This window comes from Bradyrhizobium sp. 23AC, assembly GCF_054863025.1.
Window position 1 is genome coordinate 58,943 of sequence record NZ_JAVAYN010000025.1, and the last position, 14,270, is coordinate 73,212.

Consider the following 14,270-nt stretch of genomic DNA (forward strand, 5'->3'; position numbering starts at 1 on the left):
GTGCGACCTCAGCTCTTCTTCCTTGGCCCGCGCTCGGCCGGCGGCTCGCCACCTTCGGCCGAGGGGGCCGGCGACGCCGCCGGCTTGTCGCCGCCACCTCCGCCTCCGCCGCTCTTGCGCGCGGACTCCTTGATCCCCTGCATGTCACGGGCTTCGCGGATCAGGCCCGGCATTTTGGAGAGACTGCCGCCTTCGACGCCGATGTCCGACAGGATCGAGTCGATCAACGGCGCCTGGACGCGATAGCGCAGGGCGGAGTCGATGACTTCGTCGGTGGCGCTGCGGCCGCCATTGCCGCCGTGGCCGTTGCCGTTGAGGCCATCGACCTGGAGAATGCGGATGCCCTCGATCTTCTCCATCGGCTTGACGCTCTCGCGGACGATGCCCTCGATCCGGTCGAGCAGCTTGCGGCGGAACAGCGAGTAGCGCGCCTGGTCGGTCAGCACGTTCTCGGCCTCATTGAGCATCCGCTGCGCTTCCGCCTCGACGGCGGCGCGCACGCGCTCGGCTTCCGCAGCGATCCGGGTCTCCTCGGCCTGCTTCTCGGCGATCAGCACCTCGACCGTCTTGCGCCGCTTGGCGATCTCGCTCTCGCGCGCGGTGATGACGCGCTCGGTGGCCTCGGTCGCGCGCATCCGCGCTTCCTCGGCCGACGCCTTGGCGGCGGACTCTTCCAGAGATTTCAGATGGATGGCGATGGCCTTCTCCATCAGGACGGTCTCGACCTCCTTCTCGCGGTTGACCTCGAGCTTGCGCAGCTCGCGCTCGCGGCCGACACGGGCTTCGTCGAGGCCACGGTCGGATGCGATGCGCGCACGCTCGACCTCCTCGCGAGAGGCGATCTCGGCCTCCTGCAGCGACTGGACGCGGGCGACCTCGAGCTGCTCGATCGAGCGGCGGCGCTCGATGCGGGCGGCTTCCAGCGCCTGCTCGCGCGAGACGTCGGTGGTCTCGACCTCCTTGCGCGCGACGATCTCGGCCTGCCGGACCTGGCGGTCGGCATCGATCCGCTCGGACTTCTTGGTCGACAGCGCGATGACGCGGTCCTCGTCGGCGATTTCGATCGCCTTCTTCTGCTCGATGTTGAGCACCTCGCGCTTCTTGGAGGAATTGATGCGCTCGGCCTCGAGCGCCAGATCGACCGTGATGCGCTGGCGCTCGGTGGCGTCGCGCCGCTTCAGCTCAGCCGCCTCCAGCACGCCGGTGCGCTCGATTTCGAGCGAGCGGGTGTCGCGCTCGGCCTGGATGCGCTCGGCCGCGACCGCCTTCTCCTGGGCGATGCGGGCTGCCTCGATCGCCTCGCGCGAGGCGATGTCGGCCTCCTCGACGGCGCGGTTGCGGGCGATCTCCAGCGAGCGCACGCGCTCCTCCTGGGCGATCCGGCTGGCCTCCGTGGTCTCGCGCGCGGCGATGCCGGCGACGTCGAGTGTCTGGTTGCGTTCGATCTCCAGCTGCCGCGTGTTCTGCTCGGCGGCGATGCGCTCGGCGGACAGCGTCCGCTCCCGGGCGATGCGGGCAGCCTCGACCGCGCGCTGCGCCTCAATCTCGGCCTCCTGGATGGTGCGCACCTGCTGGATCTCCAGCGCGCGGGTGCGCTCGTCGGAAGAGATACGCTCGACATTGACGATCAGCGTCTGGGCGATGCGGGCCTTCTCGGTCGCCTCGCGGGCGGCGATCTCGGCCTCGTCGACGGCGCGCGTGCGCTCGATCTCGCGGCGCCTGGTTTCCTCCTCGTTGGCGATGCGGGCGTCGGTGACGACGCGATCCTGCTGGATCCGCGCCTTCTCGATCGCTTCGCGCGCCGCGATCTCGGCCTCCTCGACGGTCCGCATCCGCTCGATCTCGCGCTGGCGCACGTCGCGTTCGGATGCGATCCGCGTGGTGTCGATCGAGCGCTGGTTGGCGATCCTCGTCTTCTCGATCTCCTCGCGTGCCAGCAGCTCCTTTTCCTCGATGGTTCGGGTCCGTTCGATCTCCTTCTGGCGGGTCTCGCGCTCGGAGGCGATGCGGGCCTCCGCGATCGCTTGGTCGTTGGCGATGCGGGCGCGCTCGATGGCTTCGCGGGCGGAGATCTGCGCCTGCTCGGCCTCGGTTTCGCGCAGCGCCCGCTCGCGGGCGACTTCCGTGCGCTGAAGCGCACGGCGCATCTCGATGTCGCGTTCCTGTTCCAGGCGCGCGGTCTCGCTCTCGCGCTCGATCTCCAGCGCCTGCCGCTCGGCCTCCAGATTGCGCGCGCGGATCTTGATCATCGAGTCCTGCTCGATGTCATTGCGCAGCTTCCGCTTGGCCTCGATGTCCTGCATCAGCTGGGTCAGGCCTTCGGCGTCGAACCGGTTCGAGGGGTTGAAGAATTCGAGATCGGTCTGGTCGAGATCGGTGATGGCGACCGATTCTAGCTCGAGGCCGTTCTGGGCGAGGGCCTCCGCCGCGTTGGTCTTGACGCGCACGACATAGTCGCCGCGCCGCTCGTGCATCTCCTCCATGGTCATCTCGGAGGCGACCGAACGGATCGCGGAGATGAACTTGCCGGCGAGCAGCGCATGCAGCTGCCCCGGCTCCATGGTGCGGCGGCCGAGCGTCGCCGCCGCGATCGAGACCGCTTCGCGGGTCGGCTGCACCCGGACATAGAAATCGGCCTCGATGTCCACGCGCATGCGGTCGCGGGTGATCACGGCATCCTGCCTGGAGCGGACGATGCCCATCGGCAGCACGTTCATGTTGACGGGCGTGTAATCGTGGATGAACGGCAGCACGAAGGCGCCGCCATTGATCACCACGCGTTCGCCGAGAAAACCGGTCCGGACGAACGAGGTCTCCTTGGAGGAGCGATGGTAGAGCCAGTTCACGATATAGACGCCAACCACGATCACGACGACCGCGACGATCAGCCAGAGGATCAATTCACCGACCAACATCCCCGACATCTTTTCCTCCCTCGAACCTTCAGGCGTTATCGCGCGCCGATCGCCTTGAATTGACGTACCTGCTCCGTCAGCGCCCGCTCCACGGGCAGCCGCTCCATCGAGGAGGCCCCGTAGAAGCCGTGGCAATGGCGGGTGTTCTTCATGATGAAATCGGCGTCGGCGGGATCCGCGATCGGGCCGCCATGCGCCAGCACCAGGATGTCGGGATTGACGCTGAGCGCGGCGGAGGCCCAGGTGTCGATCTGCGCCGGACAGTCCTTCAGCTTCAATGCGGTCTGCGCGCCGATCGACCCGCCGGTCGTCAGCCCCATGTGGCAGACGACGATGTCGGCGCCGGCGATCGCCATCGCGGCGGCCTCCTTCTCGCTGAACACGTAGGGCGTGGTCAGCATGTCCTTGTCGTGCGCCTTGGCGATCATGTCGATCTCGAGCGCGTAGGACATGCCGGTCTCTTCGAGATTGGCGCGGAACGTGCCGTCGATCAGGCCGACGGTCGGAAAGTTCTGCACGCCGGCAAATCCGAGCGCCTTCAGCTGGTCGAGAAACGCGTCCATGTCGCGGAACGGATCGGTGCCGTTGACGCCCGCGAGCACCGGCGTCCGGGTGACTACGGGCAGCACTTCGCCGGCCATCTCCAGCACGATGGCGTTGGCATCGCCGTAAGCCATCAGGCCCGCGAGCGAGCCGCGTCCGGCCATGCGGTAGCGTCCGGAATTGTAGATCACGATGAGATCGACGCCGCCGGCCTCCTCGCATTTGGCCGACAGGCCGGTGCCGGCGCCGCCGCCGACGATCGGCTCGCCGCGCTTCGCCATCTCGCGGAACCGCCTCAGAAGTGCTGCGCGTTCAAACCTTGGCATCGCTCACCTCGCTAGTCTCCGCCGCGTGCCGGTGCGGCCGAACAGGGTCCGGAACGCACCGACGATGGCGGCGGCGAAGTCGGGATCGTTGATGTTCTTGGGCGTGCGGATGAGCTGGCGATTGGCGGTCTGCCGCACGGTGCGCTCCAGCGTCCGGAACAGCGCGGCATCGGCGTCCGGATCCCAGAACGGCTGGCCCCGCGCATCGAGCCCGGAGACGCCGCCCTCGGGCAGGAAGAAGCGCACCGGGCCGTCCATCTGGTTGAGGCGCTCGCCGATCCAGTGGCCGATGCGCTCGTTTTCTTCCACGCTCGTCCGCATCAACGTCACTTGCGGATTGTGGACGTGGAACTTGCGGCCGCGGTAGCGCTCGGGAATGGTGTCGGGCGCGCCGAAATTGACCATGTCGAGTGCGCCGACCGAGCCGACATAGGGGACGCGCGTGCGGATGATCGCACCGAAGCGATCCTCGGTTGCCGGAAACACACCGCCCATCAGGAGATCGCAGACCTCCGTCGTGGTGAGGTCGATGACGCCGGCGAGCTGGCCGGACTCGACGAGTTTCTCCATGGAACGGCCGCCGACGCCGGTGGCATGGAAGACCAGGCACTCGAAATCATGGCGCAGATCGGCGGCGATCTTCTGCACCGCCGGCGTCGTCACGCCGAACATGGTGATGCCGACCGCAGGCAGGCCGCCGGCCTCCCGCGCCGTCGCGGCCCGTGCATCCAGCCGCGCCTTGACCATGCCGGCGAGCGCATGGGCGCCGTTGGCCAGCACCGCGCGCGAGATCGAGTTCAAGCCCTGCACGTCGGTGACCGAGTGCATCATGGTGATGTCGGCCGGGCCGACATAGGGCCCGACATCGCCGGAGGCGACGGAGGAGATGATCAGCTTCGGCACCCCGACCGGAAGCGCGCGCATGCCGGGGGCAACCAGCGACGCCGCGCCCGAGCCGCCGGCCGAGATCACGCCGGCGACATTGCCCTGGCGCCGCAGCCAGCTGGCGAACGCGTCGGCCATCGCGGTCACGGCCGCGCCGCGGTCGGGACCGAATACCGCGGCACCGCCGCGGCCGTGGTTCAGGGCGATCTCCTGCGCGGAGACATCGCAGCTGGAATGCTTGCCGCTGGTCGAGACGTCAACCAGCCGCGTACGCAGGCCGGTTTCGGCGATGATGTCGCGGATGAAGCGTAGCTCCTGGCCCTTGGTGTCGAGCGTGCCGACGACCAGCACGACGGGCGGGCCGGCGGTCTGCGCCACCATCGGCTCGCGCTTGCGCCGCGCCGTCTCGTCGAGCCGCGCGACTTGCGTCGAGAGCGTGCGGGCTGCGGCCTCGATGCGGGCGATCGGCACCGGCGGCGACCATCGCGTCGGCAGCGTTGGGTTGGAGACGTAGATGCGGATCGGCCCGTCGCGGCGCGGCGCCGGCACCGGTTTTGTGTCCGGGCCGGATGCGGGGATGTCGAGATCCGGCTCGAGCTCGGCGTGGAGCCCGACGCCGAGCAGGCGTTGCTGGAGCTCGCGGTCGGCGGCGAGCCGCGCGGAGTCGATGATGCGATTGATGCGGCCATTGACCATGATCGCGACGTTGCGCGAGACCGCGGTGGCCACGCCGATATTCTGCTCGATCACGAGCACGGACATGTCGCCGTCCTCACCGAGCCGCAGCAGCATCTCCTCGACCTGCGCCACGATGACGGGCGCAAGCCCCTCGGTCGGCTCGTCCATGATCAACAGATGCGGATTGGTGAGCAGCGCGCGCGAGATCGCCAGCATCTGCTGCTCGCCGCCCGAGAGCTGGCCACCGCCGTGATCTTTGCGCTCGGCGAGGCGCGGGAAGGTGTCGTAGATGCGCTCGACCGTCCAGGCGCCGGAGCGCATGCCGCCGGCCAGCCGCAAATGCTCGTCGACGCTGAGCGAGCGCCACAGACGGCGGCCCTGCGGCACGTAGCCGACGCCGAGCCGGGCGATCTGGGCGGAGGGCCGCCGCGTGATGTCCTCGCCGCGGACCCGGATCGACCCGCCGCTGACGCCGACCAGCCCCATGATCGCCTTGCACAGCGTGGTCTTCCCCATGCCGTTGCGGCCGACGACGGAGAACACGCCGCTCTCCAGCGTGAGGTCGACGCCCTGCAGGGCGTGCGAGTGCCCGTAATAGACGTCGAGCCCGCGGACCTCGAGCGCGGCGGCGGAGCGGCGGGCCTCATTCATGGCCGCCTCCGAGATAAAGCTCCTGCACCTCGGGGTCGGACTGGATCTCTTCCGGCAGGCCCTCCTTGAAGATGCGGCCGTTGTGCATCATCGTGACGCTCTCGACGACGCGCAAGGCAACGTCCATGTCATGCTCGATGATGATGTAGCCGATATGCGCCGGCAGCGAGGTCAGGATCTCGATCAGCTCGGCCCGCTCGGTGGGGGACAGGCCCGCGGCCGGCTCGTCGAACAGGACGAAGCGCGGGGCGCCGGCGAGCGCGAGCGCGATCTCGAGCTGGCGCTGCTGGCCGTGCGCGAGCTCCGCCACGCGCTGGTCCTTCACCGCGGAAAGATGCACGGCCTGGACGAGATTGTCGGCCGCGTGCATCAGGGCATCGTTCTGTCCCGGCCGCAGCAACGAGAACCGTCCGCGCGAGACGCCGCGGCAGGCGAGATAGACATTGTCCTGCACGGTGAGGCCGGGAAACAGCGCCGAGATCTGGTAGGTCCGGCGCAGCCCGCGGCGGATGCGTTCATAGGGCGGGAAATGCGTGACGTCCTCGCCGAAGAAGCGGATGGTGCCGGAGGAGGGCGCGAAGTCGCCGGTGATGCAGTTGAACAGCGTGGTCTTGCCGGCGCCGTTGGAGCCGAGCACGGCGCGCCGTTCGCCGGGGCGGACGGTGATGGTGACGTCGGTCAGCGCCGCGAGCGCGCCGAACAACCGCGTCACGCCGCGCAGCTCCAGCGCGGCGCCGGCGCCGACGGCCGAGAGGCGTTGCGCGACGCTATCCATGGCCGCGTCCTCCGCCCGGTCGATTTGCAGCCGGTCGCCGGCTCTGGCGCCAGCGCTGCCACAGGCCGATGACGCCGTCCGAGGACCAGAACACGATGGCGAGGAATCCGAGCCCGATCAGCAGGCGGAAGCGGTTGCCGTCGAGGCCGAGCCTGACCAGGAGGTCGAGCGCGAAGGTGCGCAGCAGCACGAAGATCAGCGCGCCGATGAAGGGACCGATCGGCCGCGTGATGCCGCCGACGACAGCGATGATCAGCACGTCGATGCAGGCGCCGACGCTGACCGAGCCCGGCGAGATCTGGCGGTAGTTCCAGACCTGGAGGACGCCGGCGAGCGCGGCCACGAAGGAGGCGAAGGCATAGGCGGCGACGCGGTGCGCATTGACGTTGAAGCCGAGCGCCGCCATGCGCCTGGGATTGTCGCGGACGCCCTGAAGGGCGAGGCCGAACGGGGCGCGCGAGAGATATTCGACGGCGAAATAGCAGAGCGCGGCGACCGCGAGCACGACGTAATAGAAGGGAATGTCGGCGCGCCAGTTCACGCCCCAGAAGTGCGGCGTCGCCACGGTGTTGATACCGGTATGGCCGTTGAAGATCGCCCAGTTCTGGTTGGTGAAATAATAGAAGGCAGCGCCGATCGCGAGCGTGATCATGATGGTGTAGATGCCTTCGGTGCGCACCGCGAGCGCGCCGCCGAGCGTGCCGAAAGCGGTCGCCAGCGCCAGCGCCATGGGGACCGCGAGCCACCACGGCCAGCCCAGGCTGATATTGGCGTTGCCGCTGACCCCGAACACGGCGACCATGTAGGCCGAGAAGCCCGCGATGGTGAGCTGCATCAGGCTGACCATGCCGCCATAGCCGGCAAGGAACATCAGGCTGAGCGCCATGGTGCCGAGGATCAGCGTGGTCGCGAAGATCTCGATCAGGAAGAAGCCGCTCGCGATCAACGGCATGATCAGGAGAATGATCGCGACGATCCAGGCGGCGGGATTGTTGATCTCCGGCCATGTCCGCGCCGGGCGCTGCGCAACATCGGCAGGACGAACGGCAACGCGGGCATCGTGGGCGAGCGACATGTCAGCGCCTCGCCAACAGGCCTTGCGGCCGGATCGCCAGCACCAGCACCATGATCAGGAAGGTCACGACGATGGCATAGGTCGGGATGTAAACAGAGCCGAGCTGCTCGGCGAGGCCGATGATCAGCGCGCCGAGCGCCGCGCCGGGGATCGAGCCCATGCCGCCGACGATCACGACGACGAGGGAGGCGAGCAGGAAGCGGATGTCCTCGCCCGGGGATAACGACTGGAAGGTGCCGCCGACGACGCCGGCAATGCCCGCAAGGCCTGCGCCGAGCGCGAACACCGCCACGAAGACGAGCTGGATGCGCACCCCGGTCGCGGCGAGGATATCGCGGTCGTCGACGCCGGCGCGGATGATCATGCCGGCGCGGGTGCGATTGAGCGCGAGCCACATCGCCACGCCGATCACGACGGAGGCGGCGAAGATCACCAGCCGCACCAGGGGATATCGGAGATAGACCGGCTCGCCCGAGGATTTGATCGCCGTGACAAGCGGCAGCTCGATGGGGCCGATCAGCCAGTTCGGCGTCTGGATCTGGTAGAAGTCGCCGCCGCAGGCCCACAGCATGAGATCGGCGAACACGATCGAAAGCCCGATCGTCACCATGGTCTGCCTGAGATCCTGTCCCTCCATCCGGCGGAACACGATCAACTGGAGCAGGACGCCGACCAGGGCGGTGAGGATGAAGGCGACGATGAAGCTGAGCAGCCAGGAGTCGGTCGCCGTGCTGATGGCGTAGCCGACATAGCCGCCGAACAGATAGAGCGAGCCGTGCGCGAGGTTGACGTTGCGCATCAGGCCGAAGATCAGCGTGAAGCCGCTGGCGACGAGGAAGTAGAGTCCCCCGAGCGTGATGCCGTTGAAGACCGCGTTGAGGAAGACGCGCTTGCGGCCGATGGCCTCTTCCAGGCCCGGCGGCCAGACCGCGAAGACCAGCCACAGCCCGACGGCAATGGCAATGATCGAGATCAGCGCCCAGGCCGGATGGCGTTCGACGAAGCGGCTCATGGGCGCCACCCGCCTGTCCGGGCCCCGCGCCGGAGGTCCACCGAATGCAGGTCAGACAGGCTTGCAGCAGCTGCTAGCCTCACCATGAACGCGCGCTCCCGTCGGTCGCGACCCTCTTTCGGGATCGCGTTGCCCGCATCCTAGCGAGGCTGCGGGGGCGACGTTTGATCGTGAGTATCTTTTCGTGGCCCTCGCTCAGGCGCGCAAAATCTTGGCCGCGCGACGATAATCGGTCGGGGCCATCCCCACATTGGCGGCGAAGAAGCGGGTGAAGCCGCTCTGCGAGGAGAAGCCGAGATCGAAGCCGATATCGGCGATCGGCGTCTCGCTTGCCACCAGCGCTTCGAGCGCATGTTCCATGATCAGCGTGTTGAGATAAAGGTTAGGCGTCACGCCGGTCTGGACGCGGAACAGCCGGTAGAAATGCGGTCGCGACAGACCTGATTCCCGCGCGATCGTATCGAGCTCGATCTCGGCGCCGGGGCTCTCCGACATCATCTTGATGCATTTGCGCACGCGGAAATCGGTGACGGAGCCGTTTGCGCGTGGATCGCGCGCGATCTCGGCCTGCTGCCAGCTTTCGTCGTAGCAGATGTCGATCAGCCGCCGCAGCTCGGAATCCAGGCTGGACAGAGATGGTGCGCCGCACACGAGCGCGGCTGTCCGCCTGATGTGCTTGTCGAGGGCCGGCGTGCGCCGGAACTGGGTGCGGCCGAAACGCATCCGATGGGTGCCGGATGCATCGGGGGCAAACCATTCGGCATTGACGTAGAGCACGAAGAAGATCGCGCCGCCGTCGAGATCGGCGGGCAGGAAATTATGCGGCTCCCAGGGATTGACCGCGACGACGGACGTCTCGTTGAGATCGTGGTGGCCGTCGGAGACGTCGATGCATGCGGGCATGCCGCCAACATGGAAGATCAGGTGACCTTCACGATGGGCGTGGATATTGAAAGGGCGGTTCAACTGATAAACCGTCGCCCGGCCGAACCGGCCGTGGAAGACGGCGAGCGCACGGCTCATGCCTTCCCTCCCGAATGTTCTTGTCTTTTCGCTCAGCGTTCAACAACGCCGACGAGATTGCAAGAGCGGAGAGCGACCGCGTCAGCAAGTCGCTCCCCGGGTTGTGCATCGCGGAGGTGATGCGTCAGTACTTCTTACATTCCGGCACGGTGCGGCTCGGCAGCCCGATCTTGGAGAATACGGTCGGGTCGTAGCCGAGCGTCTGGTTCACGTTCGGGATCACCTTCACGACCTTGCTGAACAGCGCGCCCTTACCATCATCGACGACTTCGGTGACGAAGTTGGTGCCGATCGCCTGCCGGTTGGAGTCGAGCTTGATCTTGCCGTTCGGCGCATCGATCTCGATTTTGGCGAGGGCTTCCTTGTACTTGGCCTGGTTGTTGGAGAGATCGCCATTGACCTGACGCAGCGCCAGGATCAGCGCCATGGTCGAGCCATAATAGTTGGTGGCGAGCAGCGAGGGACTCGGGAAGCGCTTGTTCGGCGGGAAGGCGTCCTGATAGGCCTTCACGAATTTCTGCCAGCCCGGGTCCTCCCACGTGTCGGCCTGGCCGCTCGCCGCGATGGTGCCGACTAGGGCGTTCTTGGCGTTGCCCTTGGACGACAGGATGGTCTGGTCGATCATGATGGAACCGCCCATCAGATGCGCCTTGCCGCCGGCCTGCTGGTACTGGTTGAGGAAGTTGACGGCGTCGGCGCCGCCGAGGCCGAGATAGATCGCGTCGACATCGTCGGGCAGTGCGGCGATCACCGAGGCGAAATCCTTGGTGCCGAGCGGCACCCATTGCCGGTTGGTGACCTGTCCGCCGGCGCCGCAGAACTCGAGCACGAGGCCGAACACCTGCGTGTAGATGAAGGAATAGTCCTCGCCGACGGTCGCGATCTTGCGATACTTCTTTTCCTCAAAGGCGTATTTGCCGAGGCCGACCTGCCACTGCGCGCCGTCCATGTTGTAGCGGAAGAAGTTCGGGGCGGGATCGACATAGGTCGTTTCCTGCGCGCCGGAGGCCGCGTTGATGAAGGTCAGCTCGGGGTGGGTTTTTGCGAAGTTCTTCACCGCGATGCCCTCGTCGCCGGAGAGCGGCGAGAGCAGGATCTGCACCTTGTCCTGCTCGATCAGCTTGCGCACGGCGCGCACCGCGCTGTCCGGCGTTGCGTCGGTCGAGGCGACGATGAATTCGAGCTCCTTGTCGCCGACCTTCTTGCCGAGGACGTTGAGGGCTGTCTGGTGGCCGCGCATGCCGTCCTCGCCGAGCACCGTGTAGGTGCCTTCGAGGGTCGCGGTCACGCCCACCTTGATCTTCTCCTGGGCGATCGCTGCGCTTGAAAGAAAAAAGCTGCTCAGCGCGAGCAGTCCCACACTGCATTTCGACATTGTGCTCCTCCCTGTGTGTCGTCTTTTGTCGCCGCGTGGCTCTCGAAAGGCCCGCGGCTTTGATGGGAAAGCTAACCGAAGTCGGACGCGGTGCATGCGTCGGCGCCTCCTTTGGTTTGACGGGCAGTCTCATTTTTGAATGGTGCGGCGCAATGGTTCCGCGGTGCAACAGGCGGTCACAGGAACGCTTCCGGCGGGGCTCCGTTAGCGGAGCAAATTGCTGGAGCTGTCCATGATCGAATACCCCAAGCCGCCTTATCCTTCGCAACAGCAGCCGATGCCTGGTTCGACGCGTGCGATGAATCCACGTCCCGATCATGGCGAGGAGAGTTATAAGGGCGCCGGGCGTCTGGCCGGAAAGAAGGCGCTCATCACCGGTGGTGACAGCGGCATCGGCCGCGCGGTCGCGATCGCCTATGCGCGAGAAGGCGCCGACATCGTCATCTCCTATTTGAACGAGGACGAGGATGCAGCCGAGGCCAAGGCGCTGGTGGAGCAAGCGGGACGCAAGGCGATCCTGATTCCCGGCGACATCAGCAATCCCGAGCACTGCCGGTCCATCGTGCGTCGCACCGTCGAGGAGCTCGGCGGGATCGATATCCTCGTCAACAATGCCGCCCACCAGGCCACGTTCAAGGACATCGGGGATATCAGCGACGAGGAGTGGCAGCGCACGTTCGAGACCAACATCCACGCCATGTTCTATCTGACCAAGGCCGCCGTGCCTCACATGCGGCCGGGCGCTGCGATCATCAACACGGCGTCGGTGAACTCGGACATGCCCAACCCGACCTTGCTGGCTTACGCCACGACCAAGGGCGCCATCCAGAATTTCACGGGTGGGCTGGCGCAGATGCTGGCCGAGAAAGGCATTCGGGTCAACGCCGTGGCTCCGGGTCCGATCTGGACGCCGCTGATCCCGTCGACGATGTCGGAGGAAAGGGTCAAGAATTTCGGCAAGCAGGTCCCGATGCAGCGCGCCGGCCAGCCGGCCGAGCTCGCGACCGCCTATGTCATGCTGGCCGATCCGCTCTCGAGCTACACCTCGGGGGCCACGTTGGCCGTCACCGGCGGGAAGCCGTTCATCTGACGAATGCGCCTCGTCGCGTTGTGAGCACGTGAACCGTGGCGGCGCCGGAGGCCGGGCCGCCACGTCCTGGTCAGCAGATCGATCAGGCGGCGTTGGACGCCTTGGCGTTGACGCCCTTGCGGAGCGCCACCGTGTTCAGCTTGGTGTTGGCCGCCTTCTCTTCGTTCAAATTGGTCGTGAGGAAGCGCACGATGTCGTCGTGGCCGAGCTCTTCCGCCCAGGCGATCAGCGTGCCGTAGCGGCACATCTCGTAGTGCTCGACGGCCTGCGCGTTGGCCACGATCGCGGCATCGAGCACGGCCTTGTCCTCGATCTCGCCGGCGGTCGCGTCGGCTTCCTCGATCAGGCCGTCGATGGCCGGACACTGCGTGCCGCTGGGCTCCTTGCCGAGCTTCGCGAACACCTTGTTGAGCCGTTCGACCTGCTTGTTGGTCTCGTCCAGATGAGCCTTCAGGCCGGCGGCGAGATCCCTGTTGGTCGCCTTGTCGATCATCTTGGGCAGCGCCTTCAAAATCTGCTGCTCCGCGTAATAGATGTCCTGCAGCCCGTGCAGCAGCAGGTCTTCCATCGATTTGATGTCCTTGGTGAAGAATCCCATAAAAGACGCCTCCTTTTCACAATGATGACACTGGAACGCTGCGCGGCCGCAGCTGTTCCATTCCTGTGTGCAGACCAGGAGGGCCGAATGAGCGACGGAATTGATCATCTTGCGGGCCTGCTCGGCCGCGCGGCGATGGACGTGTGGGGCGACATGCCTCGCGACATCCAGGAAGCGCTGTTCGAAACCGCCATGAAGGGACGCGAGACCGAGCGCGAGGAGCTCGCGCGGCTGCTGCACGAGCGGCACCCGCGTACGCTTCATCCGGCCCGGCCGGGATGATGCAGCCGGTGGAACGATCGTACGCGCCGCTGATTGGTAAATGGAGCGACGCGCCGCCGAATGGTTCGCATGAGGCCGCAGGAGGCGCATCGCTCGAATGTTGGAAAATTTGTGAGTCGATCGCCGTGACTGAGATGAACATCGGAAAATGGTACGACCCGATCTCGGAACGGTGGATCGTGCCGCGTGAAGCGCGCGCCATCGCCGGCTATGGTCAGTCCGGCGCCGAGAAGGTGACGGAGAGCCACGAGAGACGCGAGGCGCAGCGGATCTGGCAGCTGTTGGTGGATTGCTGCGCAGGCGAGTGATGTCGAGAGTGATGCCGAGCCTTGGCCGGCGCCACTATTTATAGCGCTCCTCCTGCGTCATCACGCTGGCGTCATCAATGCGGCAAGCAACGAAGCCGTCAGTTCGGACAAGGTTGCCCCGCCGCCCCCCACATGGCCATGTCCTTGACGTGGTCCTCGAAGGTGCCGGGCGGCGTCGAGCGGCCGGCTCCCGGTGCCCAGCCACGAGGAATGAAACCGTTCAACGAAGCGTCGTGCCGCAAATGGTCGACGAGGCCGGCGGCATCGCGACCGCCATTGCGCTTGGGATCCTTCATTTGCGCGCAAATCTCCGCGCCGCTCTTGCCGAACCAGATGAAGGCCACCGGGGCGAGCTGCCAATCGATGCCGGCGCGCGGCGGCGCCGGGGCCGGCTCGTTCGCCTGGGTGGAAGTCATGTGACAGGTCGAGCACGGGATCGCCTCCGTGCCGATGCGGCTCGCTCCGCCGTGGATGTTCATGCCGTGCGCGCGCGGCTTGGTTTCGCCCGCCGGCGTCCATATCGGGATCGCCTTGGCATCGACGTGGCAGTTGGCACAACGCGGATGCGTCACCACCGCTTCGATCCGCTTCCAGGCCGCCAGTCCCTCGGCACGGCTGAGGCTGCCGGTCGGCAGCGTATCCCTGGCGGCCTCGTCCTTGGCCGCGACGATCCCGGTGAGGGCGGCGATTGATGAGGCCGCGAGCACGACGGCGATCAGAGACCTGTTCATGGC

General features: G+C 66.5%; 13 protein-coding genes. 3 read left to right on the forward strand and 10 right to left on the reverse strand.

The features are described from left to right. Positions 1–8: 8 nt before the first annotated feature. The 8 genes from RAD10_RS36600 to RAD10_RS36635 form a co-directional block, all read right to left on the reverse strand. A complete protein-coding gene (locus RAD10_RS36600; protein ID WP_461621246.1) occupies positions 9–2,924 on the reverse strand; it encodes a flotillin family protein in 2,916 nt (971 codons plus the stop codon). A gap of 26 nt (positions 2,925–2,950) precedes the next feature. Continuing rightward, on the reverse strand, positions 2,951–3,784 hold the full coding sequence (locus tag RAD10_RS36605) for a phosphoenolpyruvate hydrolase family protein (protein WP_028143764.1): 834 nt from the start codon (positions 3,782–3,784) through the stop codon (positions 2,951–2,953). 3 nt (positions 3,785–3,787) lie between these two features. Further along, on the reverse strand, positions 3,788–5,998 hold the full coding sequence (locus RAD10_RS36610) for a Tm-1-like ATP-binding domain-containing protein (RefSeq protein WP_461621247.1): 2,211 nt from the start codon (positions 5,996–5,998) through the stop codon (positions 3,788–3,790). Beyond that, the gene (locus RAD10_RS36615; RefSeq protein WP_461621248.1) at positions 5,991–6,773 is read right to left on the reverse strand and encodes an ABC transporter ATP-binding protein; all 783 of its coding nucleotides are present in this window, start codon (positions 6,771–6,773) and stop codon (positions 5,991–5,993) included. The genes RAD10_RS36610 and RAD10_RS36615 overlap by 8 nt, the downstream gene beginning before the upstream one ends. Further along, complete coding sequence (locus RAD10_RS36620) at positions 6,766–7,848, reverse strand: branched-chain amino acid ABC transporter permease (RefSeq protein WP_461621249.1); 1,083 nt, start codon at positions 7,846–7,848, stop codon at positions 6,766–6,768. Before RAD10_RS36620 ends, RAD10_RS36615 begins: the two co-directional genes overlap by 8 nt. 1 nt (position 7,849) lies before the next feature. Beyond that, positions 7,850–8,860, reverse strand: coding sequence for a branched-chain amino acid ABC transporter permease (locus tag RAD10_RS36625; protein WP_461621250.1), 1,011 nt, complete (start codon positions 8,858–8,860; stop codon positions 7,850–7,852). 195 nt (positions 8,861–9,055) lie between these two features. Continuing rightward, positions 9,056–9,883 (reverse strand): helix-turn-helix transcriptional regulator, encoded by an 828-nt coding sequence (locus RAD10_RS36630; RefSeq protein ID WP_018318060.1) that lies wholly within the window; start codon positions 9,881–9,883, stop codon positions 9,056–9,058. Positions 9,884–10,007: 124 nt separating this feature from the next. Continuing rightward, a complete protein-coding gene (locus RAD10_RS36635) occupies positions 10,008–11,258 on the reverse strand; it encodes an ABC transporter substrate-binding protein (protein ID WP_461621251.1) in 1,251 nt (416 codons plus the stop codon). A gap of 232 nt (positions 11,259–11,490) precedes the next feature. Between RAD10_RS36635 and RAD10_RS36640 the strand changes: the two genes are divergently transcribed. Next, positions 11,491–12,348 carry an SDR family oxidoreductase gene (locus RAD10_RS36640; RefSeq protein ID WP_461621252.1) on the forward strand — a complete coding sequence of 286 codons (858 nt, stop codon included), beginning with the start codon at positions 11,491–11,493 and terminating at the stop codon, positions 12,346–12,348. Between the two features lie 82 nt (positions 12,349–12,430). Here the strand turns inward: RAD10_RS36640 and RAD10_RS36645 are convergent, their stop codons facing one another. Next, complete coding sequence (locus RAD10_RS36645) at positions 12,431–12,946, reverse strand: YciE/YciF ferroxidase family protein (RefSeq protein WP_128916127.1); 516 nt, start codon at positions 12,944–12,946, stop codon at positions 12,431–12,433. Between the two features lie 87 nt (positions 12,947–13,033). On the opposite strand from RAD10_RS36645, the gene RAD10_RS36650 reads away from it, so the two are divergent. Beyond that, entirely contained in the window at positions 13,034–13,228 is a 195-nt protein-coding gene (locus tag RAD10_RS36650) for a hypothetical protein (RefSeq protein ID WP_038949649.1), read from the forward strand. Further along, entirely contained in the window at positions 13,225–13,536 is a 312-nt protein-coding gene (locus tag RAD10_RS36655) for a hypothetical protein (RefSeq protein WP_461621253.1), read from the forward strand. Before RAD10_RS36650 ends, RAD10_RS36655 begins: the two co-directional genes overlap by 4 nt. Before the next feature lie 98 nt (positions 13,537–13,634). Here RAD10_RS36655 and RAD10_RS36660 read toward each other — a convergent pair whose 3' ends face one another. Continuing rightward, on the reverse strand, positions 13,635–14,267 hold the full coding sequence (locus RAD10_RS36660; RefSeq protein ID WP_461621254.1) for a hypothetical protein: 633 nt from the start codon (positions 14,265–14,267) through the stop codon (positions 13,635–13,637). Positions 14,268–14,270 lie beyond the last annotated feature (3 nt).

Coding starts and splice junctions, on each gene's coding strand:
- RAD10_RS36600 (WP_461621246.1), bottom strand. CDS start 2,924: ATGTCGGGGATGTTGGTCGGTGAATTGATCCTCTGGCTGATCGTCGCG.
- RAD10_RS36605 (WP_028143764.1), bottom strand. CDS start 3,784: ATGCCAAGGTTTGAACGCGCAGCACTTCTGAGGCGGTTCCGCGAGATG.
- RAD10_RS36610 (WP_461621247.1), bottom strand. CDS start 5,998: ATGAATGAGGCCCGCCGCTCCGCCGCCGCGCTCGAGGTCCGCGGGCTC.
- RAD10_RS36615 (WP_461621248.1), bottom strand. CDS start 6,773: ATGGATAGCGTCGCGCAACGCCTCTCGGCCGTCGGCGCCGGCGCCGCG.
- RAD10_RS36620 (WP_461621249.1), bottom strand. CDS start 7,848: ATGTCGCTCGCCCACGATGCCCGCGTTGCCGTTCGTCCTGCCGATGTT.
- RAD10_RS36625 (WP_461621250.1), bottom strand. CDS start 8,860: ATGAGCCGCTTCGTCGAACGCCATCCGGCCTGGGCGCTGATCTCGATC.
- RAD10_RS36630 (WP_018318060.1), bottom strand. CDS start 9,883: ATGAGCCGTGCGCTCGCCGTCTTCCACGGCCGGTTCGGCCGGGCGACG.
- RAD10_RS36635 (WP_461621251.1), bottom strand. CDS start 11,258: ATGTCGAAATGCAGTGTGGGACTGCTCGCGCTGAGCAGCTTTTTTCTT.
- RAD10_RS36640 (WP_461621252.1), top strand. CDS start 11,491: ATGATCGAATACCCCAAGCCGCCTTATCCTTCGCAACAGCAGCCGATG.
- RAD10_RS36645 (WP_128916127.1), bottom strand. CDS start 12,946: ATGGGATTCTTCACCAAGGACATCAAATCGATGGAAGACCTGCTGCTG.
- RAD10_RS36650 (WP_038949649.1), top strand. CDS start 13,034: ATGAGCGACGGAATTGATCATCTTGCGGGCCTGCTCGGCCGCGCGGCG.
- RAD10_RS36655 (WP_461621253.1), top strand. CDS start 13,225: ATGATGCAGCCGGTGGAACGATCGTACGCGCCGCTGATTGGTAAATGG.
- RAD10_RS36660 (WP_461621254.1), bottom strand. CDS start 14,267: ATGAACAGGTCTCTGATCGCCGTCGTGCTCGCGGCCTCATCAATCGCC.